This window comes from Leifsonia xyli subsp. cynodontis (assembly GCF_050632205.1).
Classification (GTDB): Bacteria; Actinomycetota; Actinomycetes; order Actinomycetales; family Microbacteriaceae; genus Leifsonia; species Leifsonia xyli_D.
Map to the genome: position 1 here is coordinate 1,383,339 of NZ_CP192578.1, position 22,607 is coordinate 1,405,945.

A 22,607-nucleotide genomic window follows, 5' to 3' on the forward strand; every position below is an offset into this window, starting at 1 on the left:
TTCCGGCGACAGGAGGTGAGACCCATGAACGCAGTGTCGACAGTGGGCGCTCCCCTTCGCCTACGATCACGCGGCTGAGCCTTCTCGCCGCCGGGAGCGCCGTCCAGCATTTCGCGAAAGGCGACTCCCATGAACATTTCTCCTTCCTCTTCCGCGCGCACGGAGCGCGCACTCATCCTCGGCGGCGGCGGATCGACCGGTAACGCCTGGCTGATCGGCGTCATCGCCGGGCTCGCCGAGGCCGGCCTCGACGTCACCGCGCCCGATCTGACCGTCGGGACCTCGGCCGGCGCCACGGCGGCCGCACAACTCACCGCGGACGATCCGGCGTCACTCTATGCGGCCGCGCTCGTGCCGCCCCCGCCCCGCGGGCCGGCTCCCGCCGGAGCCGCCGGGGCCACGGGCGGCCTGGCGCGGCTGAGCGCCCTCATCGCCGCGTCCACGGACGCCGACGACTACCGGCGCCGCCTGTGCGCAGCCGCCCTCGCGGCGGACGCGGACGACGACGGATCCCGGTCGGAGCGCTGGCGCGCGATCGTCGCGGCCCGGCTCCCCGGCGCCTCGTGGCCGCGTGACCGCCGCATCCTGATCACCGGAGTGGATACGCGCACCGCCGAGGGCGTCGTGTTCGACCGGGACGGCGCCGTCGGCCTCCTGGATGCGGTGGCCGCGAGCACGTCGAGCGGGCTCCCGTACCGGATCGGCGAGGCACGGTACCTCGACGGCGGGTTCCGGACGAACGCCGAGAACGCCGACCTGGCGAGCGGCTACGCGCGGGTGCTGGTTCTGTCGCCGTTCGGCGGGCGGTCGCTCGCACCGGCCGGGTGGGGCATCCACCTCGCGGTGCAGATCGACGCCCTCCGCCGCTCCGGCAGCCGCGTCGAGGTGGTCGGGCCCGAGTCGCAAGAGCTGTTCGGCGAGAACGCGATGGATCCGTCCCTCCGCCCCGCGGCGGCCCGCCTCGGCCATGCGCAGGGCGTGGCGCTCGCGCCGTCCCTCGCGGCGTTCTGGGCCTGACCCGCGCACGATTCGTGACGAATGGTCGCCATTCAGTGCGAGTAACGACCATTCGTCACGAATCCCCGTGAGACCTCAACGCAGATTTGGCACAAATCGACGTCATCGCGGCGCCATAACCGAGATTTGGCACAAATCTCGACGGGTCAGGCGAGAGAGATGAGGTCGAGGTAGTCGCGCGACCAGTGGTCCTCGACCCCGTCCGGGAGGATGAGCACCCGCTCGGGGTTGAGGGCCTCGACCGCGCCCTCGTCGTGGCTGACCAGCACGACGGCGCCCTCGTAGTGCGCCAGCGCGTCCAGGATCTCCTCACGGCTCGCCGGGTCGAGGTTGTTCGTCGGCTCGTCGAGCAGCAGGACGTTCGCGCCCGAGACGACGATCATCGCCAGCGCCAGACGCGTCTTCTCGCCACCGGAGAGCACCCCGGCCGGCTTGTGCGCGTCGTCCCCGGTGAACAGGAACGAGCCGAGCACCTTGCGCGCCTCGGTCTCCGTCAGGTTCGGCGACGACGACACCATGTTCTGCAGGACGCTGCGCTCGACGTCGATCGTCTCGTGCTCCTGCGCGTAGTAGCCGATGCGGAGGCCGTGGCCGGGCTCCACCTGACCGGTGTCGGGCGCGTCCACTCCGGCGAGCATCCGCAGCAGCGTCGTCTTGCCGGCGCCGTTGAGACCGAGCACGACGACCTTCGACCCGCGGTCGATCGCGAGGTCCACCGCGGTGAAGATCTCGAGCGAGCCGTAGCTCTTCGACAGATCGCTCGCCTGCAGCGGGGTCCGGCCGCACGGCGCGGGCGTCGGGAACCGCAGCTTGGCGACGCGGTCGGCCTGGCGCACATCCTCGAGGCCGGCGAGCAGCTTCTCGGCGCGCGCGACCATCTGGTGCGCGGCGGCGGCCTTGGTGGCCTTCGCCCCGAACTTGGCGGCCTGCAGCTGCAGCGCGCCCGCCTTCTTCTCGGCGTTCGCGCGCTCCTTCTTGCGGCGCTCCTCGTCGGCGGCGCGCTGGCGCTGGTAGTTCTTCCAGCCCATGTTGTAGATGTCGATGACCTGGCGGTTCGCATCCAGATAGAAGACGCGGTTGACGGTCTCGCCGACGAGGTCGACGTCGTGCGAGATGACGATGAAACCGCCCGTGTAGCTCTTGAGGAACTCGCGCAGCCAGATGACCGAGTCCGCGTCCAGGTGGTTAGTCGGCTCGTCGAGGATCATCGTCCGGGCGTCGGAGAACAGGATGCGCGCCAGCTCGATGCGCCGGCGCTGACCGCCCGACAGCGTCTTGAGCGGCTGGTCCAGGATGCGGTCCGGCAGGTTCAGGTTGGAGGCGATGGATGCGGCCTCCGCCTCGGCGGCGTACCCGCCGAGCAGGTGGAAGCGCTCCTCCAGCCGTCCGTACGTCTTCATGGCCGCCTCCGACACGGCGGAGTCGGTGCTCGCCATCTCGACGGTCGCCTTCTGCATGCCGAGCACGATCGAGCCGAGACCGCGGGCGTCGAGGATGCGCGTGCGCGCCAGGTCGTCGAGGTTGCCCGAGCGCGGGTCCTGCGGCAGGTAGCCGAGGTCGCCGGAGCGGTCGACCGTCCCCGCGGTGGGCAGCAGGTCGCCGGCCAGCACCTTGGTGAGCGTCGTCTTCCCGGCGCCGTTGCGCCCGACGAGTCCGATCTTGTCGCCGGCGGCGACGCGGAAGCTCACGTCCTCCATCAGGAGGCGTGCGCCCACGCGGAGTTCCAGCCCCTGCACGGCAAGCACAGTCGTTCTCTCTTTCGGTTCTCAGCAGCAAACAGTTCCGGACTTCTTCGGGTCGACACGCCGCGGCGGGACGGAAGAAGTCCGGAACTGTTGGAAGGGGTTCGGCTAGATGGCGAAGCCGAGGGCGCGCATCATGTCGCGGCCGTCATCGGTGATCCGCTCGGGACCCCACGGCGGCATCCACACCCAGTTGATGCGGAACGCCTCGACGATGCCGTCCAAGCTCTCGGCGGTCTGCTCCTCGAGCACGTCGGTCAGCGGGCAGCCGGCGCTCGTGAGCGTCATCGAGATGATGAGCGCGTTGTTCTCGTCGTCCCAGGCCAGGTCGTAGATGAGGCCCAGGTCGACGACGTTGATCCCGAGCTCGGGATCCATGACGTTCTTCAGCGCCTCCTCGACCTGGTCGAAGAGCGCGGGGCTCAAGGTGGCGGGCATAAGCGGATTCTACCTCTCGGTGCTCGGAGCGGTCCGGGCTCAGGCCTCGGCCAGCTCGGCCGCGTCGGCCGACGCTGACTCGGGGGCGTCGACGTAGCGGTCGTAGCCCTCCTCCTCCAGGCGGTCGGCGAGCTCGGGGCCGCCCTGCTCCGCCACGCGGCCGGCGACGAAGACGTGCACGAAGTCCGGCTTGATGTAGCGCAGGATGCGCGTGTAGTGCGTGATGAGCAGGATGCCCAGGCCGGTGTTGGCCTTTGCGCGGTTCACGCCCTCCGACACGATCTTGAGCGCGTCCACGTCGAGGCCCGAGTCGGTCTCGTCGAGCACGGCGAACTTCGGCTTGAGCAACTCGAGCTGAAGGATTTCGTTGCGCTTCTTCTCGCCGCCCGAGAAGCCCTCGTTGACGTTTCGCTCGGCGAAGGACGAGTCCATGCGCAGCGCGCCCATCGACTCGCGGACGTCCTTGACCCAGGTGCGGATCGACGGCGCCTGGCCATCGATCGCGGTCTTCGCGGTGCGCAGGAAGTTCGTGTTCGTCACACCCGGGATTTCGACCGGGTACTGCATGGCGAGGAAGAGGCCCGCGCGGGCACGCTCGTCGACGGTCATCGCGAGGACGTCCTCGCCGTCGAGCGTGATGGTGCCCTGCGTGACGGTGTACTTGGGGTGGCCGGCGATCGTGTAGGCGAGGGTCGACTTGCCCGAGCCGTTGGGGCCCATGATCGCGTGGATCTCACCCTCGTTGATGGTGAGGTCGACGCCGTTCAGGATGGGCTTCGTGCCCTGGTCCGTCTCGACGGTGACGTGGAGGTCGCGGATCTCGAGGACTGACATGGTTACTGGTTCTCTTTCGTGACGCTGGAGTCGATGTAGACGTCTCCGTCGATGATCTCGACGCCGAAGACGGGGACCGGCTCGTAGGCCGGGAGGTTGAGGGGCTTGCCGGTGACGAGCGAGAACTGCGAGCCGTGGGCCCAGCACTCCAGCGTCTCGTCTTCGACGAAGCCTTCGGAGAGCGAGATCTCGCCGTGCGTGCAGGTGTCGCCGATGGCGTGGACGGTGCCGGCAGAGTCTTTGACCACGGCGATCGGCACACCGTCGACCACGACGCGGGTGGCCTGGTTCTCGACCAGCTCGGCGACCGCGGCGACGCGCTGCGCCGCCATCAGTGCCCGGCTCCGTTCGCGACCGAGGTCGCCTGGAGCTCGTCCTCGATCTTGGCCTGCAGGCGCTCCTGCAGCGCCGGCGAACCGATCTGCTGCACGATCTCGGCGAGGAAGCCGCGAACGACCAGGCGGCGCGCCTCGTCCTCCGGGATGCCGCGCGACTGCAGGTAGAACAGCTGCTCGTCGTCGAACCGGCCGGTCGCGCTCGCGTGGCCGGCGCCGACGATGTCGCCCGTCTCGATCTCGAGGTTCGGCACGGAGTCGGCGCGGGCGCCGTCCGTCAGCACGAGGTTGCGGTTCTGCTCGTAGGTGTCGGTGCCGACAGCCTTCGGGCCGATCAGCACGTCCCCGATCCAGACCGTCCGCGCGCCCTCGCCCTGCAGCGCGCCCTTGTACGTGACGCGGCTGCGGGTCTCGGGACCGTCGTGGTAGACGTACACCTGCTGCTCGAGGTGCTGCGTCGCGTCGGCGAAGTACGCACCGAGCAGCTCGGCGTCCGACCGCGCGCCGGCGAGGTGCGCCGACGGGTTGAGCCGCACGACGCCACCGCCGAGGGTGATCGCCACGTGCTTGATCCGCGCGCCCTCCGCCAGCTCGGCGAAGTGGGCGGCCACGTGCAGCGCGTCGTCGTCCCACTCCTGCAGCGAGACGACCGTGAGGTCCGCGTCCCTGCCGAGCAGGAACTCCACGTTCTCGGTGAGGTGGGCGGCTCCGGTGTTCTGCAGGATGAGCGTGGCGGTCGCGCCGTCGGCCACCTCGACCACGGTGTGCGCCGCGCGGGGCGCGTCGCCGAGGCCGGCGCGGGTGAGCGTCACCTCGCGGTGGTCCCCGCTGAGGTCGGCGCTGATGCTGACCAGCAGCGCCTGCTCGAAGGCGGTCCACGCGTTGGCGGATGCGCGGTCCTCGGGCTTTCCGGCCCGGCCGATCCGCGAGTCCTCGCGCCCGACCCAGAGCGTCGAGACGCCCTTCGCCGCGGTCACGTCGCCGGTGCTTGTCAGAGAGTAGGCGTACGGGGAGCCGTCGAGTTCGCCGCTCGTCAGCTCCTGGATGCGCGCTACCGGCGTGTACTTCCACATCGGCTCACGGCCGGTGACGGCCGGGAACGCGGAGACGTCGGTCGACGTGAACCGCTCGGAGCGGGTCTGGACGGGGACGGGCGCACGCATGTGCGATGGAGCCGGCGCGTTCTGTTCTGTCTGCGTCTGCTGGATCGTCATCCGACGGAGCCTTCCATGCCCATCTCGATGAGCTTGTTGAGTTCGAGTGCGTACTCCATCGGGAGTTCGCGGGCGATGGGCTCGATGAAGCCGCGGACGATCATGGCCATGGCCTCGTCCTCCGGCAGCCCGCGGGACATCAGGTAGAACAGCTGCTCCTCGCTCACGCGCGACACCGTCGCCTCGTGGCCGAGCTGCACGTCGTCGACGCGGATGTCGATGGCCGGATACGTGTCGGACCGCGAGATCGTGTCGACCAGCAGCGCGTCGCAGCGCACGGTGTTCGCGGAGTGATGCGCAGCCGCATCCACCCGAACCTCGCCGCGGTAGCCGGCACGGCCGCCGCCCCGCGCGATCGACTTGGAGACGATCGACGACTGGGTGTACGGCGCCATGTGGATCATCTTGGCGCCGGCGTCCTGGTGCTGGCCGGGGCCGGCGAACGCGACGGAGAGGGTCTCGCCCTTGGCGTGCTCCCCCATCAGGTAGATCGACGGGTACTTCATCGTCACCTTGGAGCCGATGTTGCCGTCGATCCACTCCATCGTCGCGCCCTCCGCGGCGGTGGCCCGCTTGGTGACGAGGTTGTAGACGTTGTTCGACCAGTTCTGGATGGTCGTGTAGCGCACACGGGCGTTCTTCTTCACGATGATCTCTACCACCGCGGAGTGCAGCGAGTCGGACTTGTAGATCGGCGCCGTGCAGCCCTCGATGTAGTGCACGTAGCTGCCCTCGTCGGCGATGATCAGCGTCCGCTCGAACTGGCCCATGTTCTCCGTGTTGATGCGGAAGTAGGCCTGCAGCGGGATCTCGACCTGCACGCCCTTCGGCACGTAGACGAAGGAGCCGCCCGACCAGACGGCCGTGTTGAGCGCCGCGAACTTGTTGTCGCCCGACGGGATGACCGTGCCGAAGTACTCCTCGAAGAACTCGGGGTGCTCGCGCAGCGCCGTGTCGGTGTCCATGAAGATGACGCCCTGCTGCTCCAGGTCTTCGCGGATCTGGTGGTAGACGACCTCGGACTCGTACTGCGCGGCGACGCCCGCGACGAGGCGCTGGCGCTCCGCCTCCGGGATGCCGAGCTTCTCGTACGTGTTGCGGATGTCCTCTGGGAGGTCCTCCCAGCTCTGCGCCTGCTTCTCCGTGGAGCGGACGAAGTACTTGATGTTGTCGAAGTCGATCTCCGACAGGTCGGCACCCCAGGTCGGCATCGGCTTGCGCTCGAAGAGTTGAAGGGCCTTCAGGCGGCGCTGCAGCATCCACTCGGGCTCCTTCTTGAGCCCGGAGATGTCTTTCACCACCTGGGGCGAGAGACCGCGACGTGCGGAAGCGCCCGCAGCGTCGGAATCCGCCCAGCCGAACTCGTACTGCCCCAGAGAGGCGAGCTCAGGCCGATCGATCAGGATGTCTGACATATCTACCTCGTTTCCTACCAGCCGTAACCGGATATCAGTCCGGCTCATTCCCCTTCGCACACGACGAGAGATCGTCGGCCGAGAGTCGTGATTGTGCGGATGGCGCAACTGCGTACCTAGACTGTTCGTGGAGGCGGGCCGCGACGCACCGCCTGCAGGCGCGCGCACCGAGGCGCGTTCCTCGAACCCACCAATTCTACAGGTGCGACGAGGTAAAAGTAGAGGCGCGCCTGCGGGTTGGCCGAGTATCCGCATCCCGCCCTGCCGTTTGAGACCGAGGAAACCCAGAAACACATGAAGCGCTTCATCGCCTGGCTGCCGGACCGCGTGGACGGGCGGACGCGTGTCGTCGCCTGGATCTACCTGGCCGCCCAGATCATGCTCGTCGCGACCGGCGGCGCGGTGCGTCTCACCTCCAGCGGCCTGGGCTGCCCAACCTGGCCGAAGTGCACCGCGGACTCCCTCGTCAACACGCCCGAGATGGGCGTCCACGGCGTCATCGAGTTCGCCAACCGGCTGCTGGGCGGGGTGCTGGCCATCCTCGCGATCATCGCGTTCCTGCAGGTCGTGAAGCTGTACCGCTCGCGCGGCGACCTGTTCTGGCTGACACTCGTCGCCGGGCTCGGCGTGCCGTTCCAGGCGGTCCTCGGCGGTATCACTGTGCTGACCGGCCTCACGTGGTGGGTCGTGGGGACACACTTCGTAACGTCGATCGTGCTGGTGGCGATCACCACGTCCTACCTGGTCCGCCTCTACGCGGTACCCGGGCCACGGGAGCGGGCCGTGCCCGGATGGTTCGCGGCGGTCGCGTGGGTCACCAGCGTCGTCGTGGCGGTCACCATCCTCGTCGGCATCGTGACGACGGGATCCGGCCCGCACGCGGGCGACACGAAGACCCCGCGCAGCGGCCTGAACCCGGAGATCCTGCAGCACGTGCACGCGATCCCGGCCTACGTGACGTTCGCCCTCACGCTCGTGCTCGTCGTTGGCTCGTTCCGGTACCGCACCACGCCGGTGCACCGGTTCTCGCTGTACCTGCTGGCGGTCGAGGTGGCGCAGATCGCCGTCGGCCTCATCCAGGCGAACACCGGCCTGCCGGGCATCCTCGTCGGCGTCCACATGACCCTCGCGGCCCTGCTCGCGGCCTGCATGACCGCCATCCTGCACGCGCTCACGGGCCCGGCCGAGCGGGCCGAGGCGCGCGCCGCCTCAGAGTCCGACGTCGTCGCGGCGTAGCGTCCCCACGCGCGCCTCGCGCCGCACGCCGTGCAGCTCGACGATGGTGCGGATGCCCTCGTCGAAGCCGAAGCCGGCCGCCTCGGCCAGCCGCTTGCTCGCGTGGTTGCCGGGCACGTACTCCCAGTTCAGCTGGTCGAACCCCAGGCCCGCCGGGTCGAGGGCGTAGCGGGTGACCGCCACCAGCGCCTCCCTCATGTAGCCGTGTCCACGGCCCCACGGGCCCGACCACGCGCCGAGGGACGCGGAGCCGGGACGGTCGTCGCGCCGCACCTCCAGCGCGCCCAGCATCCGGCCGCCCTCGCGCAGGTGCAGCGCCCACACCGTGTAGCGCCGGCTGGCGACCCCGTGCGGGCAGTAGGAGCGGACGAAGAACTGGGCGCTCTCGCGCGTGTACGGCGTCGGGAGCGGCACCCACGCCTGTGTCTCCGCATCCTCGCACGCGGCGAGGACATCCGGGATGTCGTCCTCCGTCGGCGCATCCAGCACCAGACGAGGGGTCACCAGGTGTGCGGTCAGCAACGGTGCCGTCATGCGCACATGCTAGAGGCGAGCGGACCCCCGCGGCACGGAATCCGGGCCGGAGCCGGTCAGAACGGCAGCAGCGGGTCGATCGCGACCGCGAGGAAGATCAGCGTCAGGTAGGCGATCGAACCGTGGAACACGCGCATCGGCGACACCGTCTCGTGCCGGATCGCGAGGTTGTAGAGGCGGTGCGACTCGTAGATGAACCAGCCGCCGGCGACCAGCGAGACCGCCGTGTAGAGCAGGCCCATCCGGCCGACCGGGATGAGCAGCAGCGAGCAGGCGACCATCGCCCACGCGTACAGGATGACCTGCAGACCGACCACCGCGCGGCCGCGGACGACGGCGAGCATCGGCACGCCGGCCTCCTGGTAGTCGGACCGGTACTTCATCGACAGCGGCCAGTAGTGCGGCGGCGTCCAGAGGAAGATGATCCCGAACAGGATGAACGGCGCCCAGTCGAGCGAACCCGTCACGGCCGCCCAGCCGATCAGCACCGGCATGCAGCCGGCCACGCCGCCCCAGACGATGTTCTGCGGGGTGCGGCGCTTCAGGATGAGCGTGTAGAAGACGACGTAGAGCAGGATGGCGGCGACCGACAGGCCCGCCGCGAGCCAGTTGGTGAAGAACCCGAGCACGAGCACCGAGGCGATGCCCAGCGCCCACGCGAAGACCAGCGCCTCGCGGTCGGAGAGCTCGCCCGTGACGAGCGGGCGGTTCTTCGTGCGCCGCATCACGCGATCGATGTCGCGGTCGATGTAGCAGTTGAAGGCGCCCGCCGATCCCGCGCTCATGTAGCCGCCGATGACGGTGGCGAGCACCAGCCAGAGGTTCGGGATGCCGCGCTCCGCCAGGATCATCGTCGGCACCGTGGTCACCAGCAGCAGCTCGACGACACGCGGCTTGGTGAGCGACACGTACGCCCTCACCTTGCGAGCGACGCCGATGCGGCCCGGTTCGACACGGCTCTCTACAGCGACGTCCATTGCTCCTCGGTGTTTTCAGCGCTCGGTGGTTCGGCGGATGGGGCAGAAGAGCCCTTGGAAAGTCTACGGCACGTAGAGGCGGCGCTGCGGGGCTACGCCGTGTCCGGCCAGAGCACAACCACCTGGGGGAAGACCCCACGTTTCGTGCGTGTTACCTATACTTGAAGGTGCTCGCCAGCCGACGCCCCTTCCGGGCCCGGCGCCGATGACGTCCACGGCGCGCACTACCTCAACCGGTGCGGGTACCACGACGACCCTCACCTATTTCTACGAAGGGTCAGTTTTCACGTGGCAGCACTGCAGTGGGATCCCATTGACAACAAGGCGGTAGACACGGCTCGCGTCCTCGCGGCCGATGCGGTGGAGAAGGTGGGCAACGGGCATCCCGGCACCGCCATGAGCCTCGCGCCCGCCGCCTACCTGCTCTTCCAGAAGGTCATGCGCCGCGATCCTCACGACCAGCACTGGCTGGGCCGCGACCGCTTCATCCTCTCGGCGGGCCACTCGTCCTTGACCCAGTACATCCAGCTCTACCTGGGCGGCTACGGTCTCGAGCTCGACGATCTGAAGAAGCTGCGCACCTGGGGCTCCCTCACCCCCGGCCACCCCGAGTACGGACACACCGACGGCGTGGAGATCACCACCGGACCTCTCGGTCAGGGCATCTCCTCCGCCGTCGGTTTCGCTTATGCCCAGCGTTTCGAGCGCGGGCTGTTCGACCCTGAGGCCGCCCCCGGCACCAGCCCGTTCGACCACCACGTCTACGTGATCGCGTCGGACGGCGACCTGGAGGAGGGCGTCAGCTCGGAGGCCTCGTCGCTCGCCGGCCACCAGGAGCTCGGCAACCTCATTGCGATTTATGACAGCAACCAGATCTCGATCGAGGACGACACCGACATCGCGTTCACCGAGGACGTCAAGGCGCGCTACGAGGCGTACCACTGGGACGTCCAGGTCGTCGACTGGAAGAAGACCGGCGTCTACCAGGAGGACGTGGAGGAGCTCTTCACGGCCATCGAGAACGCCAAGGCCGTCACCGACAAGCCGTCGCTGATCATCCTCAAGACGATCATCGGCTGGCCGTCGCCGAAGAAGCAGAACACCGGCAAGATCCACGGATCGGCGCTCGGCGCCGACGAGTTGCGCGCCGTCAAGGAGGTGCTCGGCTTCGACCCGGAGCAGACCTTCGAGGTCGCCGACGAGGTCATCGAACACACCCGCAAGGCGACCGAGCGCGGCGCCGAGGAGCGCGCCGAGTGGCAGAAGGGCTTCGACGCCTGGGCCGAGGCGAACCCCGAGCGCAAGGAGCTGCTCGACCGGCTGCTGAGCGGCCAGGCGCCCGACCTCGAGAGCGTGCTGCCGGTCTTCGAGCCGGGCAAGGACGTCTCCACCCGCGCCGCGAGCGGCAAGGTGCTGAACGCGATCGCCCCGGCCATGCCGGAGCTGTGGGGCGGCTCCGCCGACCTCGCCGAGTCGAACAACACCACCATCGAGGGCGCGCCGTCGTTCGTGCCGAGCGAGCGCTCGACGCACGAGTGGACGGGCAACCGGTACGGCCGCGTGCTGCACTTCGGCATCCGCGAGCACGCGATGGCCGCGATCATCAACGGCATCGTCCTGCACGGCCCGACCCGTCCGTTCGGCGGCACGTTCCTGATCTTCAGCGACTACCAGCGCCCGTCGCTGCGCCTGTCGGCCCTGATGGACATCCCGTCGATCTTCGTCTGGACGCACGACTCCGTCGCCCTCGGCGAGGACGGCCCGACGCACCAGCCGATCGAGCAGCTCTCGACGCTGCGCGCCATCCCGAACTTCGCGGTCGTCCGCCCCGGCGACGCCAACGAGGTCGCGTGGGCCTGGAAGACCATCCTGGAGCGCCGTCAGGGCCCGGCCGGCATCGCGCTGACGCGCCAGAACATCCCGGTGTTCGAGCGCGGCGAGGGCGACGCCGAGGGCGACACCCTGGCGTCGGCGAAGAACGTCGCGAAGGGCGCGTACATCCTGGCCGAGGCGCCGGGCGGCACGCCGGACGTGATCTTCATCGCCACCGGCTCCGAGGTGCAGATCGCGCTCGAGGCCCGCGAGGAGCTGCGCGGCGAGGGCATCAACGCCCGCGTCGTCTCGGCCCCGAGCCTGGAGTGGTTCGCCGAGCAGCCCGCCGAGTACCAGGAGAAGGTGCTCCCGGCCGCGATCAAGGCCCGCGTCTCGATCGAGGCCGGCCTCGCGCTCGCCTGGGACAAGATCGTCGGCGACCACGGCCGCAGCGTGTCGATCGAGCACTTCGGTGCGTCGGCCGACTACAAGACCCTGTTCCGCGAGTTCGGCATGACCACCGAGCACGCCGTGTCCGCCGCGAAGGAATCGCTCGCGTCGCTCTGAGCGCGGGCCAAGAGGAGAAGAAGAACATCATGACTGACACCACCTCCACCACCCAGACCCCCACCGCCGCCCTGTCGGCCGCGGGCGTCAGCATCTGGCTCGACGACCTGTCGCGCGAGCGCATCAACTCGGGCGGCCTGCAGAAGCTGATCGCCGAGAAGAACGTGGTCGGCGTGACCACGAACCCGACGATCTTCGCCGCCGCGCTCTCCAAGGGCGAGGCGTACGACGAGCAGGTGCGCCAGCTCGCCGCCGCCGGTACGTCCGTCGACGACGCGATCTTCGAGATCACCACCGACGACGTCGCCAACGCGAGCGACATCTTCCACGAGGTGTTCGAGCGCTCGAACGGCGTCGACGGCCGCGTCTCGATCGAGGTCGCCCCCGGCCTCGCCCGCGACACCCAGGCGACCATCGCGGCCGCGAAGAAGCTCTCGGACAAGATCCAGAAGCAGAACGTCATGATCAAGATCCCGGCGACGGTCGAGGGCCTCGAGGCCATCACCGAGACCATCGCGGCGGGCATCAGCGTCAACGTGACCCTGATCTTCAGCCTCGAGCGCTACCGCCAGGTCATCGACGCCTACCTCACCGGCCTCGAGAAGGCCAAGGCGGCGGGCATCGACCTGTCCGGCATCCACTCGGTCGCCTCGTTCTTCGTCTCGCGCGTCGACACCGAGGTGGACAAGCGCCTGTCGGCCATCGGCACCGACGAGGCCGAGGGCCTCAAGAGCAAGGCCGGCATCGCCAACGCGCGCCTCGCCTACGAGGTGTACGAGAAGGAGTTCGCCACCGACCGCGCCAAGCAGCTGGTCGAGGCCGGCGCCAACGAGCAGCGCCCGCTGTGGGCCTCCACCGGCGTCAAGGACCCGAGCCTGCCCGACACGCTCTACGTCGAGGCGCTCGTCGCCCCGAACGTGGTCAACACGATGCCGGAGAAGACGCTCGACGCCACCTTCGACCACGGCACCATCACCGGTGACACCGTCACCGGCACCTACGCCGAGTCGAACGACGTGCTGAACAAGCTGGCCGACCTCGGCATCAGCTACGACGACGTCACCGAGACCCTCGAGCGCGAGGGTGTCGACAAGTTCGTCGTCTCCTGGAACGAACTCGTCGAGACCGTGAAGAACGCTCTCGAGGGGGCCGCCAAGTGACGTTCCGCATCCACGTCACCGGTCCGGCGGCGGAAGCCGTCCGGACCGTGGTGCCCCAGCTCGTCGCCGACAAGGTGGCCTCCGGCATCACCGCCCTCGACCCCGCGCTGTGGGGCCCGGCGGCCGAGCCGGAGGCGTCCAAGCGTCTCGGCTGGACCGAGGCGGTCGCCATCTCGCGTCCGCTCGTCGCCGAGATCGTCGCCCTGCGCGAGGAACTGCACGCCAAGGGCGTGAACCACATCGTCCTCGGCGGTATGGGCGGCTCGTCGCTCGCGCCCGAGGTCATCACCCGCACGGCCGAGGCCGAGCTGACCGTTCTCGACTCGACCGACCCGGGCCAGGTGCTGGCGGCGCTCCGCGACCGGCTGCCGGCCACCGCGGTGGTCATCTCGTCGAAGTCGGGCTCCACGCTCGAGACCGACAGCCAGAAGCGCGTGTACGAGAAGTGGTTCCAGGATGCGGGCATCGACCCGCGCGAGCGCATCGTCGTCGTCACCGACCCCGGTTCGCCGCTGGACCAGTCCGCCCGTGAGGCCGGCTACCGCGTCTTCAACGCCGACCCCAACGTCGGAGGACGCTACTCGGCGCTGACCGCCTTCGGCCTGGTGCCGTCCGGTCTCGCCGGCGTCGACATCGCCGAGCTGCTCGACGAGGCCGAGGCCACGCAGATCGAGCTCGCCGTCGACAACGCGCAGAACCCGGGTCTCGTGCTCGGCGCCGCGATCGCCGGCACCAGCCCGCTCAAGGACAAGCTGGGGATCGTCGCCGACGGCACTCACATCGTCGGCTTCGCCGACTGGGCCGAGCAGCTGATCGCCGAGTCCACCGGCAAGGAGGGCACCGGCCTGCTTCCGGTCGTGCTCGACAAGCTCGCCCCCGAGCTCGAGTCGAAGCCGGCCGACCTGCAGGTCGTCCGTCTCGTCGCGAACGCCGAGGCGCACCACCTGTTCCCGGCCGACCGTCACGAGGGCGAGATCCTCGTGTCGGGCAGCCTGGGCGCACAGCTCCTCGTCTGGGAGTACGCGGTAGCGGTCGCCGGGCGCCTGCTCGGCATCAACCCGTTCGACCAGCCCGACGTCGAAGCCGCCAAGGCCGCGGCGCGCGCGCTGCTCGACAACCGGCCCGAGCCCGCCACCCCGGCGTTCACCGCCGGCGGCATCGAGGTGCGCACCACCGGATCCTTCCTCGGCGAGGCGAAGACCCTCGACGCCGCGGTGGATGCGCTGCTCGCGCAGCTCGGCCCCGACGGCTACGTCGCGGTCCAGGCCTACGTCGACCGCCTCGCCCTCCCCCAGCTCGCGGGGATCCGCGACCTGCTGGCGGCGAAGGCGAACCGCCCGGTCACGTTCGGCTGGGGCCCGCGCTTCCTGCACTCGACCGGTCAGTTCCACAAGGGCGGTCCCGCCGTCGGCGTGTTCCTGCAGATCACGGCGACGGCTCCGGAGGACCTCGAGATCCCCGGCCGTCCCTTCACCTTCGGGCAGCTCATCCAGGCCCAGGCCGCCGGCGACGCCAGCGTCCTCGGCGAGCACGGCCGCCCGGTGCTGACCCTCACGCTCACGAACCCCGAGGCGGATGTCGTCTCGCTGTTCGAGGCCGTCAACTGAAGTCCCGATAAAGGAGACCGACACTTGTCACCGGTGGAGATCACCCCGGAGTTCAACCCGCTGCGGTTGCCCTCCGACCGCCGCCTCAATCGCATCGCGGGGCCCAGCAGCCTCATCATCTTCGGCGTGACGGGCGACCTGTCGCGCAAGAAGCTGATGCCCGCGGTGTACGACCTCGCGAACCGCGGCCTGCTGCCGCCCGGGTTCTCTCTCGTCGGGTTCGCCCGGCGCGACTGGGAGGACCAGGACTTCGAGAAGGTCGTCTACGACGCGGTCAAGCAGTACGCGCGCACGCCGTTCGACGACGACGTGTGGCAGCAGCTCGCGCAGGGCATCCGCTTCGTGCCCGGAGAGTTCGACGATGACGAGGCGTTCCAGCGCCTCAAGGACACCGTCGAGCAGCTGGACGCGGAGCGCGGCACGATGGGCAACCACGCGTTCTACCTGTCCATCCCGCCGAAGGCCTTCCCGATCGTCACCGAGCAGCTCAAGCGCTCGGGTCTCGCCGACCAGTCCGGCGAGGGCTGGCGGCGCGTCGTCATCGAGAAGCCGTTCGGTCACGACCTGCAGTCGGCGCGCGAGCTGAACGCCGTCGTCGAGACGGTGTTCCCGCCGGACTCGGTGTTCCGCATCGACCACTACCTCGGCAAGGAGACCGTCCAGAACATCCTGGCGCTGCGCTTCGCCAACGAGCTGTACGAGCCGATCTGGAATGCCAACTACGTCGACCACGTGCAGATCACCATGGCGGAGGACATCGGCGTGGGCGGCCGCGCCGGGTACTACGACGGCATCGGCGCTGCGCGTGACGTCATCCAGAACCACCTGCTCCAGCTGCTCGCGCTCACCGCGATGGAGGAGCCCATCTCGTTCAACGCCGCGGACCTCCGCGCCGAGAAGGAGAAGGTGCTCGCCGCCGTCCGGCTGCCGAAGGACCTGGCGACCTCGACGGCCCGCGGCCAGTACGGCAGCGGCTGGCAGGGCGGCGAGAAGGTCGTCGGCTTCCTGGAGGAGGACGGGATGAACCCCCAGTCCACCACGGAGACCTACGCGGCCATCAAGCTCGAGATCGGCACCCGCCGCTGGGCCGGTGTGCCGTTCTACCTGCGCGCGGGCAAGCGCCTGGGCCGCCGCGTCACCGAGATCGCGGTCGTCTTCAAGCGCGCGCCGCAGCAGCTCTTCGCGGAGTCGCAGACCAGCGCGCTCGGTCAGAACGCGCTCGTCATCCGCGTGCAGCCCGACGAGGGTGTGACCATCCGCTTCGGCTCGAAGGTGCCAGGCGCCGGCATGCAGGTGCGCGACGTCAGCATGGACTTCGGCTACGGCCACGCCTTCACGGAGGCGAGCCCCGAGGCGTACGAGCGGCTCATCCTGGATGTGCTGCTCGGCGACCCGCCGCTCTTCCCCCGCCACGAGGAGGTCGAGCTCTCCTGGAAGATCCTCGACCCGATCGAGGACTTCTGGGCCACGCAGGGCCAGCCCGAGCAGTACCGCCCCGGAACCTGGGGCCCGAAGTCGGCCGACGAGCTCCTGGAGCGCGACGGCCGCGTCTGGAGGCGTCCATGATCGTCGATCTTCCCGCGACGAGCGTCAGCAACATCTCGAAAGCCCTGGTCAAGATCCGCGAGGAGGGCGGCGCCGTCGCCCTCGGCCGCGTGCTCACCCTGATCATCGCCACCCACCTCGGTCAGGAGGAGGAGGCCATCGAGGCCGCCAACGACGCCTCCCGCGAGCACCCGATGCGCGTCATCGTGGTCTCGACCGAGGAGGACCGGGAGCGGAAGAAGGGCGAGGCCCGCCTCGATGCTCAGATCCGCGTCGGCGGCGACGCCGGGGCGAGCGAGGTCATCGTGCTCCGCGCCTACGGCGAGACGGCGAGCGACGAGGAGGGACTGGTCACCGGCCTCCTCCTCCCCGACGCCCCTGTCGTGGTCTGGTGGCCCGGGGTCGCGCCCGAGAAGGCGTCGCACTCCCCGCTCGGCCGGATCGCGACCCGGCGGATCACCGACGCCTCGGCCCAGCCGAATCCGCAGGACTTCCTGTTCCACCTGGGGCAGACGTACGCCCCCGGCGACACGGACTTCGCCTGGACCCGGCTCACCCTGTGGCGCGCGCAGCTGGCCGCCGTGCTCGACCAGCCGCCGTACGAGCCCATCACGGGGGTGGATGTGGCCGGTGCGGCCGACTCCCCTCCACGCTCCTCCTCGCCGCGTGGCTGCGCCTGCAGCTGCAGGTGCCGGTGCACTACGACCTCGCCTCGCGCGCGATCGGCTCCGGCGGCATCCACGGCGTCAAGATGGAGCGCGCAACCGGCACCATCGAGCTGGAGCGCGAGATCCCGAACGTCGCCCGCCTGTCGCAGCCGGGCCAGCCGTCGCACGACCTCTCCCTGCCACGCCGCAGTCTGCGCGACTGCCTGGCGGAGGAACTGCGTAGGCTGGACCCCGACGACCTCTACGGCGAGGTGATCACGAAGGGTCTCGCACTGCTGGAGACCTCCGACGAAGGAGCAGGCGCCAGGGCATGACGAACGAACGGCGGGTGCTCGTCCACCCCGACAAGGAGGCCCTGGCCGCATCCGTGGCGGCGCGTTTCCTCACCAAGACGATCGACATCCTCGACGACCTCGGCCGCGCGAACATCGCGCTGACCGGGGGCACGATGGGCATCGCGGTGCTGGAGGCGGTCAACGCCTCCCCGCCCGCGACACCATCGACTGGTCGAAGGTGCACTTCTGGTGGGGCGACGAGCGCTTCGTGCCGCGGGACGACCCGGACCGGAACGAGCGCCAGGCCCGCGAGGCTCTCCTGGAGCACATCGCGGTGCCGCCGGAGAACGTCCACCCGTTCCCGTCGTCCGACGAGATCCCGGACATCGATGAGGCGGCGCGCGTGTACGCGGCCGAGCTCGAGGCGTTCGGTCACGAGGGCTGGCCGGTTCCCAAGTTCGACATCATGTTCCTGGGAGTCGGGCCCGACGGGCACATCGCGTCGCTGTTCCCCGACCGTGACGGCATCCGCGAAGAGAAGGTCAGCGTGATCGCCGAGCGCGACTCGCCCAAGCCTCCCCCGCAGCGGCTGAGCCTGACCCGCCCGGTGATCAACTCCTCCGACCGCATCTGGCTGGTGCTCGCCGGCAGCGACAAGGCGAGCGCCCTGGGCCTCGCCCTCGCCGGCGCGAGCTACACCGAGGTGCCGGTCGCCGGCGCCAAGGGCCGAAAGCGCACCGTGTTCTTCGTGGACAAGGATGCGGCGGTCGACGTGCCCGAGAACCTCATCGCGCCGTCGTACTGACGCGCGCACGTCGAGTGGTGACCAGGTGTCACCACTCGACGCTCGTGGTGAGCAGATGTCACCACTCGACCGGCGCAAGGACCGGGTGGCGTGAGCCGGCTCGCGTCCTTCAGGCGGAGGCGCGGACGCGCTCGCGCAGAAGGGCGAGGCGCGCGGCCGGCGCCCCGGTCAGCGGCGCCCGGCTCCGGATCGCCAGGCGGTCCCGGCCGGCGGCGGCGATCCCGCGGTCGAAGGCGTGCGTCAGCAGGTGCAGGTAGAAGGCCAGGAGGCGCGACGCTTCGTCCCGCACCTCCGCGTCGCACCCGGTCAGGTCGAGCTCGTCGACCCAGTGCTGGAGCTCGGCGAACGCGATCCTGAGCTTGAGGCTGCGCCGTGCATCCACGGCCACGAGGGGTGAACCGTCGTCGTAGCGGGTGAGCAGGCACTCCGCGTCCTCCGCGCAGGCGACCGCTGCGTCGAGGAGCGCGATGAGTCCAGCGCGGGCGACCTCATCCCCGAGGGCGCGCGGGATGCCCGCCCGGTCGTCCCGTGAGCCGCGCATCCACCACCTCCTGCTGTGGCACGCAGTCTAGCCGCACGACGAAGGCCGTCCACCCGGATGGATGAACGGCCTTCGTGCGAATGTCGCGTCAGTTCGTGGTGGGGCGACCGCGGCGGGCGCGGAGCTGGTTGAGCGCGTCTTCGAGAAGCTGCTCCGCCTCCTCCTCGCTGCGGCGCTCCTTCACGTAGGCGAGGTGCGTCTTGTAGGGCTCTGTCTTCGCCACCGACGGCGGGTTCTCCTTGTCGCGGCCGGCCGGCAGACCGGTCGACGGCGAATCTATGACGTCGGGGATCTCCTCCTCGGGGAGGTTCGCCGCGAAGTAGCGGACCGTCTCGTTGCCGAGGGCGTCCCAGTACGAGATCGCGATGCGCTCCGCGTGGAAGCCGCGGTCCTGTTCGCCCATGGGGCCCGCGCCGACGCGCGAGCCGCGGATTGCACTGCCTCCGGAAGCCATGCCGTTCTCCTTCTTCAGTGACGCGCTTACGCGCTGAACTTGGTGATCAGACCGAGCACGACGATGCAGGTGATCCAGATCAGCCCGAGAATCACCGTGATGCGGTTGAGGTTGCGCTCGGCGACGCCCGAGGCACCGAGGTTGGAGGTGACACCGCCGCCGAACATGTCGGACAGACCGCCACCGCGGCCCTTGTGCAGCAGGATGAGCAGCGTCAGCAGGAGGCTGGTGATGCCCAGCAGCACCTGCAGGACGACCTGGAGAATGAGCACGGGGAACCTTTCGGGAAGCGTGCGGGGGCCTCGACCCCCGGGTAAACCAACGTCCAGTATAACCGGCGGCGCCGGTCAGAGGCCGACGTGCTTCTGGTACCGGACGATCGCCGCGAACTCGTTCACGTCGAGGCTGGCTCCGCCGACGAGGGCGCCGTCGACATTCGGCTCGCGCATGAAGCCGGCGATGTTGCCCGACTTCACCGATCCGCCGTACAGGATGCGCGTCTTCGCGGCCACGTCGTCGCCCAGCAGCTCGGCGATGACCCCGCGCAGCGCGGCGCAGACCTGCTCCGCCTGCTCCGGGGTGGCCGCTTGGCCGGACCCGATCGCCCAGACCGGCTCGTACGCCACCACGACGTCAGCCGCGGAGTCCACCTGGGCCAGCGCGGCACGCAGCTGCGCGACGGGGACGGCGCTCGCGCCGTGGACCTCCAGGTCCTCCGCCGTCTCGCCGACGCAGATGATCGGCGCGATGTTGTGCTTCAGCGACGCGGCCACCTTCGCGGCCACCTGCTCGTCGGTCTCGTTGTGCAGCGTGCGCCGCTCCGAGTGGCCGATGATGACGTACCTGGTCTCCAGCGCCTCCAGGAAGGCCGCCGAGACCTCGCCGGTGTAGGCACCCGACTCGTGCTCGGACACGTCCTGGCCGCCGAACGCCAGCGGCAGCTTGTCGGCCGAGATCAGGGTCTGGACGCTGCGCAGGTCGGTGAACGGTGGGAACACCGCCACCTCCACCGCGGTGAAGTCGTGGTTCGCGTCCTTCAGGGTCCAGGCGAGCTTCTGGACGAACGCGATGGCCTGGAGGTGGTCCAGGTTCATCTTCCAGTTGCCGGCGATGAGCGGCACACGTCGTGCCGCGGGGTTCACTGCTGCCATCCGAGGACCTCCAGTCCGGGGAGTCGCTTGCCTTCGAGGAACTCGAGGCTCGCGCCTCCGCCCGTCGAGATGTGACCGAACTGGTCGTCGCGGAAGCCGAGCGCGCGCACGGCCGCGGCCGAGTCGCCGCCGCCGACCACGCTGAGGCCGTCGACCTCGGTCAGCGCCTGCGCGACCGCCTTGGTGCCGGCCGCGAACGGAGCGAGCTCGAACACGCCCATCGGGCCGTTCCAGAAGACGGTGCGGGCGCCGCGGACGTACTCGGAGAACAGCTCCGCCGTCTCCGGCCCGATGTCGAGCCCGAGGCCCGTGGAGCCCCAGTCGGTGTCCTCGATCGCGTCGACCGGGCGCACCGCGTGCTCCGCGTCGGCGCCGAACTTCGAGGCGACGACCACATCGCGCGGGAGCACGATCTCGACGCCGAGCTCGTCCGCCTTGGCGAGGTAGCCCTTCACGGTGTCGATCTGGTCGGCCTCCAGCAGGCTGGAGCCCACCTTCAGGCCCTTGGCCGCGAGGAAGGTGAACAGCATCCCGCCGCCGATGAGCAGCGAGTTCACCTTCGGCAGCAGGTGGCCGATCACGCCGAGCTTGTCGGAGACCTTCGAGCCGCCGAGCACCACCGCGTACGGCCGCTCGGGGTTCTCGGTCAGCCGGTCGAGCACCTCGAGCTCGGCCTGGATGAGCGTGCCGGCCGCGCTCGGCAGCAGCTGCGCGAGCTCGTAGACGCTGGCCTGCTTTCGGTGCACGACACCGAAGCCGTCCGAGACGAACGCGTCGCCGAAGGCGGCGAGCTTCTCGGCGAACGCCTTCCGTTCGGCGTCGTCCTTCGCGGTCTCCCCGGGTTGAACCGGAGGTTCTCGAGAAGAGCGATGTCACCGTCCTTCAGGGCGGACACCGCATCCGCGGCGCCGCCGCCGACGGTGTCCTTCGCGAAGGTCACCGGCTTGCCCAGCAGCTCGGAGAGCCGCTGGGCGACCGGCGCCAGGCTGTACTTCGCATCGGGCGCACCCTCAGGGCGGCCCAGGTGGGAGATCACGACCACCTTCGCGCCCTGGTTGATCAGGGCGTTCAGGGTGGGAATCGACGCTCGCACACGGCCGTCGTCCGTGATCTTCGAGCCCTCGAGGGGCACGTTGAGATCGCAGCGGACGACGACCCGCTTGCCTGCGAGCGAACCGAGTGAGTCGAGTGTGCGGAGCGTCACGTCGGTTCCCTGTCGTTAGAGGCGCTCGGCCACGTACTCGGTCAGGTCGACCAGACGGTTGGAGTAGCCCCACTCGTTGTCGTACCAGCTCGAGAGCTTGACCTGGTCGCCGATGACACGCAACAGACCCGAGTCGAAGATCGACGAGTGCGGGTCGGACACGATGTCGCTCGAGACGATCTCGTCCTCCGTGTACTTCAGGATGCCCTTGAGCGGACCCTCGGCGGCCTTCTTGTAGGCCGCCTTGACCTCGTCGACCGTGACGGGGCGCGAGGCGGTGACCGTCAGGTCGGTGATCGAGCCGGTGGGGACCGGGACGCGGAGGGCGAAGCCGTCGAGCTTGCCCTTCAACTCGGGGAGCACCAGGCCGATGGCCTTGGCGGCACCGGTCGAGGTCGGGACGATGTTGATGGCGGCGGCGCGCGCGCGACGGAGGTCGGAGTGCGGGCCGTCCTGCAGGTTCTGGTCGGCGGTGTAGGCGTGGACCGTGGTCATCAGACCGCGCTCGATGCCGAACTCGTCGTTGAACACCTTCGCCAGCGGCGCGAGGCAGTTCGTGGTGCACGACGCGTTGGAGATGATGTTGTCGGTCTCCGGGTTGTACAGGTGCTCGTTCACGCCCATGACGAACGTGGCGTCCTCGCCGGTGGCCGGGGCGGAGATGATGACCTTCTTGGCGCCCGCCTCGATGTGCTTGCGCGCGTCGTCGGCCTTGGTGAAGCGGCCGGTCGACTCGATCACGATGTCGACGCCCAGGTCGCCCCAGCCGAGGTTGGCGGGGTCGCGCTCAGCGAGAACCTTGATCGGCTTCCCGTCGACGACGATGTTGTCGCCGTCGAGCTCGACGGTCGCGTCCAGACGGCCCGTGATCGAGTCGTACTTGAGCAGGTGCGCGAGCGTCTTGTTGTCGGTGAGGTCGTTGACGGCGACGACCTCGAGGTCGCTGCCCTTCGCGAGAGCCGCGCGCAGGTAGTTGCGACCAATGCGACCGAACCCGTTGATTCCGATCTTTACGGACACAGATGTCTCCAGTTACTCGATGGGCGCCGGACGGCGCACTTTGTGGGTGGTTGTTG

19 protein-coding genes and 3 pseudogenes are annotated in these 22,607 nt (G+C 69.3%); 8 read left to right on the forward strand and 14 right to left on the reverse strand.

All coding sequences use genetic code 11. The features are described 5' to 3' along the window. The first annotated feature begins 129 nt into the window (after positions 1 to 129). Positions 130 to 1,017 (forward strand): patatin-like phospholipase family protein, encoded by an 888-nt coding sequence (locus ACQ86M_RS06885; RefSeq protein ID WP_431247536.1) that lies wholly within the window; start codon positions 130 to 132, stop codon positions 1,015 to 1,017. Positions 1,018 to 1,163: 146 nt separating this feature from the next. Here ACQ86M_RS06885 and ACQ86M_RS06890 read toward each other — a convergent pair whose 3' ends face one another. The 6 genes from ACQ86M_RS06890 to sufB all read right to left on the reverse strand — a co-directional run bounded on the left by ACQ86M_RS06890 (position 1,164) and on the right by sufB (position 6,995). Further along, the gene (locus ACQ86M_RS06890; RefSeq protein WP_431221329.1) at positions 1,164 to 2,762 is read right to left on the reverse strand and encodes an ABC-F family ATP-binding cassette domain-containing protein; all 1,599 of its coding nucleotides are present in this window, start codon (positions 2,760 to 2,762) and stop codon (positions 1,164 to 1,166) included. A 105-nt stretch (positions 2,763 to 2,867) separates the two neighbouring features. After that, complete coding sequence (locus ACQ86M_RS06895) at positions 2,868 to 3,197, reverse strand: metal-sulfur cluster assembly factor (protein WP_055893974.1); 330 nt, start codon at positions 3,195 to 3,197, stop codon at positions 2,868 to 2,870. A gap of 39 nt (positions 3,198 to 3,236) precedes the next feature. Then, positions 3,237 to 4,031, reverse strand: a complete 795-nt coding sequence (gene sufC / locus ACQ86M_RS06900; protein ID WP_431221330.1) for a Fe-S cluster assembly ATPase SufC — start codon at positions 4,029 to 4,031, stop codon at positions 3,237 to 3,239. Positions 4,032 to 4,033: 2 nt separating this feature from the next. Further along, positions 4,034 to 4,363, reverse strand: a complete 330-nt coding sequence (locus ACQ86M_RS06905) for a non-heme iron oxygenase ferredoxin subunit (protein WP_431247537.1) — start codon at positions 4,361 to 4,363, stop codon at positions 4,034 to 4,036. After that, positions 4,363 to 5,580, reverse strand: coding sequence for a Fe-S cluster assembly protein SufD (gene sufD / locus ACQ86M_RS06910; protein WP_431247538.1), 1,218 nt, complete (start codon positions 5,578 to 5,580; stop codon positions 4,363 to 4,365). Before sufD ends, ACQ86M_RS06905 begins: the two co-directional genes overlap by 1 nt. Further along, on the reverse strand, positions 5,577 to 6,995 hold the full coding sequence (gene sufB / locus ACQ86M_RS06915; protein WP_431221333.1) for a Fe-S cluster assembly protein SufB: 1,419 nt from the start codon (positions 6,993 to 6,995) through the stop codon (positions 5,577 to 5,579). Before sufB ends, sufD begins: the two co-directional genes overlap by 4 nt. A 294-nt stretch (positions 6,996 to 7,289) precedes the next feature. On the opposite strand from sufB, the gene ACQ86M_RS06920 reads away from it, so the two are divergent. After that, the gene (locus ACQ86M_RS06920) at positions 7,290 to 8,231 is read left to right on the forward strand and encodes a COX15/CtaA family protein (RefSeq protein WP_431247539.1); all 942 of its coding nucleotides are present in this window, start codon (positions 7,290 to 7,292) and stop codon (positions 8,229 to 8,231) included. Here the strand turns inward: ACQ86M_RS06920 and ACQ86M_RS06925 are convergent. Next, a complete protein-coding gene (locus tag ACQ86M_RS06925; RefSeq protein WP_431221335.1) occupies positions 8,205 to 8,765 on the reverse strand; it encodes a GNAT family N-acetyltransferase in 561 nt (186 codons plus the stop codon). The two genes, ACQ86M_RS06920 and ACQ86M_RS06925, sit on opposite strands and share 27 nt — an antisense overlap. A gap of 56 nt (positions 8,766 to 8,821) precedes the next feature. Then, positions 8,822 to 9,742 (reverse strand): heme o synthase, encoded by a 921-nt coding sequence (locus tag ACQ86M_RS06930; RefSeq protein ID WP_431247540.1) that lies wholly within the window; start codon positions 9,740 to 9,742, stop codon positions 8,822 to 8,824. Between the two features lie 288 nt (positions 9,743 to 10,030). On the opposite strand from ACQ86M_RS06930, the gene tkt reads away from it, so the two are divergent. From tkt to pgl, 6 genes and pseudogenes are all read left to right on the forward strand, one after another. Further along, the gene (gene tkt / locus ACQ86M_RS06935; RefSeq protein WP_431247541.1) at positions 10,031 to 12,121 is read left to right on the forward strand and encodes a transketolase; all 2,091 of its coding nucleotides are present in this window, start codon (positions 10,031 to 10,033) and stop codon (positions 12,119 to 12,121) included. Between the two features lie 29 nt (positions 12,122 to 12,150). Beyond that, positions 12,151 to 13,281 (forward strand): transaldolase, encoded by a 1,131-nt coding sequence (gene tal, locus ACQ86M_RS06940; protein ID WP_431247542.1) that lies wholly within the window; start codon positions 12,151 to 12,153, stop codon positions 13,279 to 13,281. Then, positions 13,278 to 14,888, forward strand: a complete 1,611-nt coding sequence (locus ACQ86M_RS06945) for a glucose-6-phosphate isomerase (RefSeq protein ID WP_431247543.1) — start codon at positions 13,278 to 13,280, stop codon at positions 14,886 to 14,888. The genes tal and ACQ86M_RS06945 overlap by 4 nt, the downstream gene beginning before the upstream one ends. A gap of 24 nt (positions 14,889 to 14,912) precedes the next feature. Next, positions 14,913 to 16,454, forward strand: a complete 1,542-nt coding sequence (zwf, locus tag ACQ86M_RS06950; RefSeq protein ID WP_431247544.1) for a glucose-6-phosphate dehydrogenase — start codon at positions 14,913 to 14,915, stop codon at positions 16,452 to 16,454. Further along, positions 16,451 to 17,415 (forward strand): annotated as a pseudogene (locus ACQ86M_RS06955) (glucose-6-phosphate dehydrogenase assembly protein OpcA). Before zwf ends, ACQ86M_RS06955 begins: the two are co-directional and overlap by 4 nt. Beyond that, positions 17,412 to 18,181 (forward strand): annotated as a pseudogene (gene pgl / locus ACQ86M_RS06960) (6-phosphogluconolactonase). Before ACQ86M_RS06955 ends, pgl begins: the two co-directional pseudogenes overlap by 4 nt. A gap of 109 nt (positions 18,182 to 18,290) precedes the next feature. Here pgl and ACQ86M_RS06965 read toward each other — a convergent pair. The 6 genes and pseudogenes from ACQ86M_RS06965 to gap all read right to left on the reverse strand — a co-directional run bounded on the left by ACQ86M_RS06965 (position 18,291) and on the right by gap (position 22,551). Continuing rightward, positions 18,291 to 18,722: a hypothetical protein gene (locus tag ACQ86M_RS06965; RefSeq protein WP_431247545.1), complete on the reverse strand. Its 432-nt coding sequence runs from the start codon at positions 18,720 to 18,722 to the stop codon at positions 18,291 to 18,293. An 88-nt stretch (positions 18,723 to 18,810) separates the two neighbouring features. Continuing rightward, a complete protein-coding gene (locus tag ACQ86M_RS06970) occupies positions 18,811 to 19,176 on the reverse strand; it encodes an RNA polymerase-binding protein RbpA (RefSeq protein WP_064109140.1) in 366 nt (121 codons plus the stop codon). A gap of 26 nt (positions 19,177 to 19,202) precedes the next feature. After that, positions 19,203 to 19,448 carry a preprotein translocase subunit SecG gene (secG, locus tag ACQ86M_RS06975; protein WP_018191139.1) on the reverse strand — a complete coding sequence of 82 codons (246 nt, stop codon included), beginning with the start codon at positions 19,446 to 19,448 and terminating at the stop codon, positions 19,203 to 19,205. A gap of 75 nt (positions 19,449 to 19,523) precedes the next feature. Further along, positions 19,524 to 20,327 (reverse strand): triose-phosphate isomerase, encoded by an 804-nt coding sequence (tpiA, locus tag ACQ86M_RS06980; protein ID WP_431221341.1) that lies wholly within the window; start codon positions 20,325 to 20,327, stop codon positions 19,524 to 19,526. After that, positions 20,315 to 21,531 (reverse strand): annotated as a pseudogene (locus ACQ86M_RS06985) (phosphoglycerate kinase). The gene tpiA and the pseudogene ACQ86M_RS06985 overlap by 13 nt, the downstream one beginning before the upstream one ends. 15 nt (positions 21,532 to 21,546) lie before the next feature. After that, positions 21,547 to 22,551, reverse strand: coding sequence for a type I glyceraldehyde-3-phosphate dehydrogenase (gene gap / locus ACQ86M_RS06990; RefSeq protein ID WP_431247546.1), 1,005 nt, complete (start codon positions 22,549 to 22,551; stop codon positions 21,547 to 21,549). Between the last annotated feature and the right edge of the window lie 56 nt (positions 22,552 to 22,607).

What these genes read in the sequence shown, in the direction of transcription:
- ACQ86M_RS06885 (WP_431247536.1), top strand. Translation starts at nt 130, where the DNA reads ATGAACATTTCTCCTTCCTCTTCCGCGCGCACGGAGCGCGCACTCATC.
- ACQ86M_RS06895 (WP_055893974.1), bottom strand. Translation starts at nt 3,197, where the DNA reads ATGCCCGCCACCTTGAGCCCCGCGCTCTTCGACCAGGTCGAGGAGGCG.
- sufC (WP_431221330.1), bottom strand. Translation starts at nt 4,031, where the DNA reads ATGTCAGTCCTCGAGATCCGCGACCTCCACGTCACCGTCGAGACGGAC.
- ACQ86M_RS06905 (WP_431247537.1), bottom strand. Translation starts at nt 4,363, where the DNA reads ATGGCGGCGCAGCGCGTCGCCGCGGTCGCCGAGCTGGTCGAGAACCAG.
- sufD (WP_431247538.1), bottom strand. Translation starts at nt 5,580, where the DNA reads ATGACGATCCAGCAGACGCAGACAGAACAGAACGCGCCGGCTCCATCG.
- sufB (WP_431221333.1), bottom strand. Translation starts at nt 6,995, where the DNA reads ATGTCAGACATCCTGATCGATCGGCCTGAGCTCGCCTCTCTGGGGCAG.
- ACQ86M_RS06920 (WP_431247539.1), top strand. Translation starts at nt 7,290, where the DNA reads ATGAAGCGCTTCATCGCCTGGCTGCCGGACCGCGTGGACGGGCGGACG.
- ACQ86M_RS06925 (WP_431221335.1), bottom strand. Translation starts at nt 8,765, where the DNA reads ATGACGGCACCGTTGCTGACCGCACACCTGGTGACCCCTCGTCTGGTG.
- ACQ86M_RS06930 (WP_431247540.1), bottom strand. Translation starts at nt 9,742, where the DNA reads ATGGACGTCGCTGTAGAGAGCCGTGTCGAACCGGGCCGCATCGGCGTC.
- tal (WP_431247542.1), top strand. Translation starts at nt 12,151, where the DNA reads ATGACTGACACCACCTCCACCACCCAGACCCCCACCGCCGCCCTGTCG.
- ACQ86M_RS06965 (WP_431247545.1), bottom strand. Translation starts at nt 18,722, where the DNA reads ATGCGCGGCTCACGGGACGACCGGGCGGGCATCCCGCGCGCCCTCGGG.
- ACQ86M_RS06970 (WP_064109140.1), bottom strand. Translation starts at nt 19,176, where the DNA reads ATGGCTTCCGGAGGCAGTGCAATCCGCGGCTCGCGCGTCGGCGCGGGC.
- tpiA (WP_431221341.1), bottom strand. Translation starts at nt 20,327, where the DNA reads ATGGCAGCAGTGAACCCCGCGGCACGACGTGTGCCGCTCATCGCCGGC.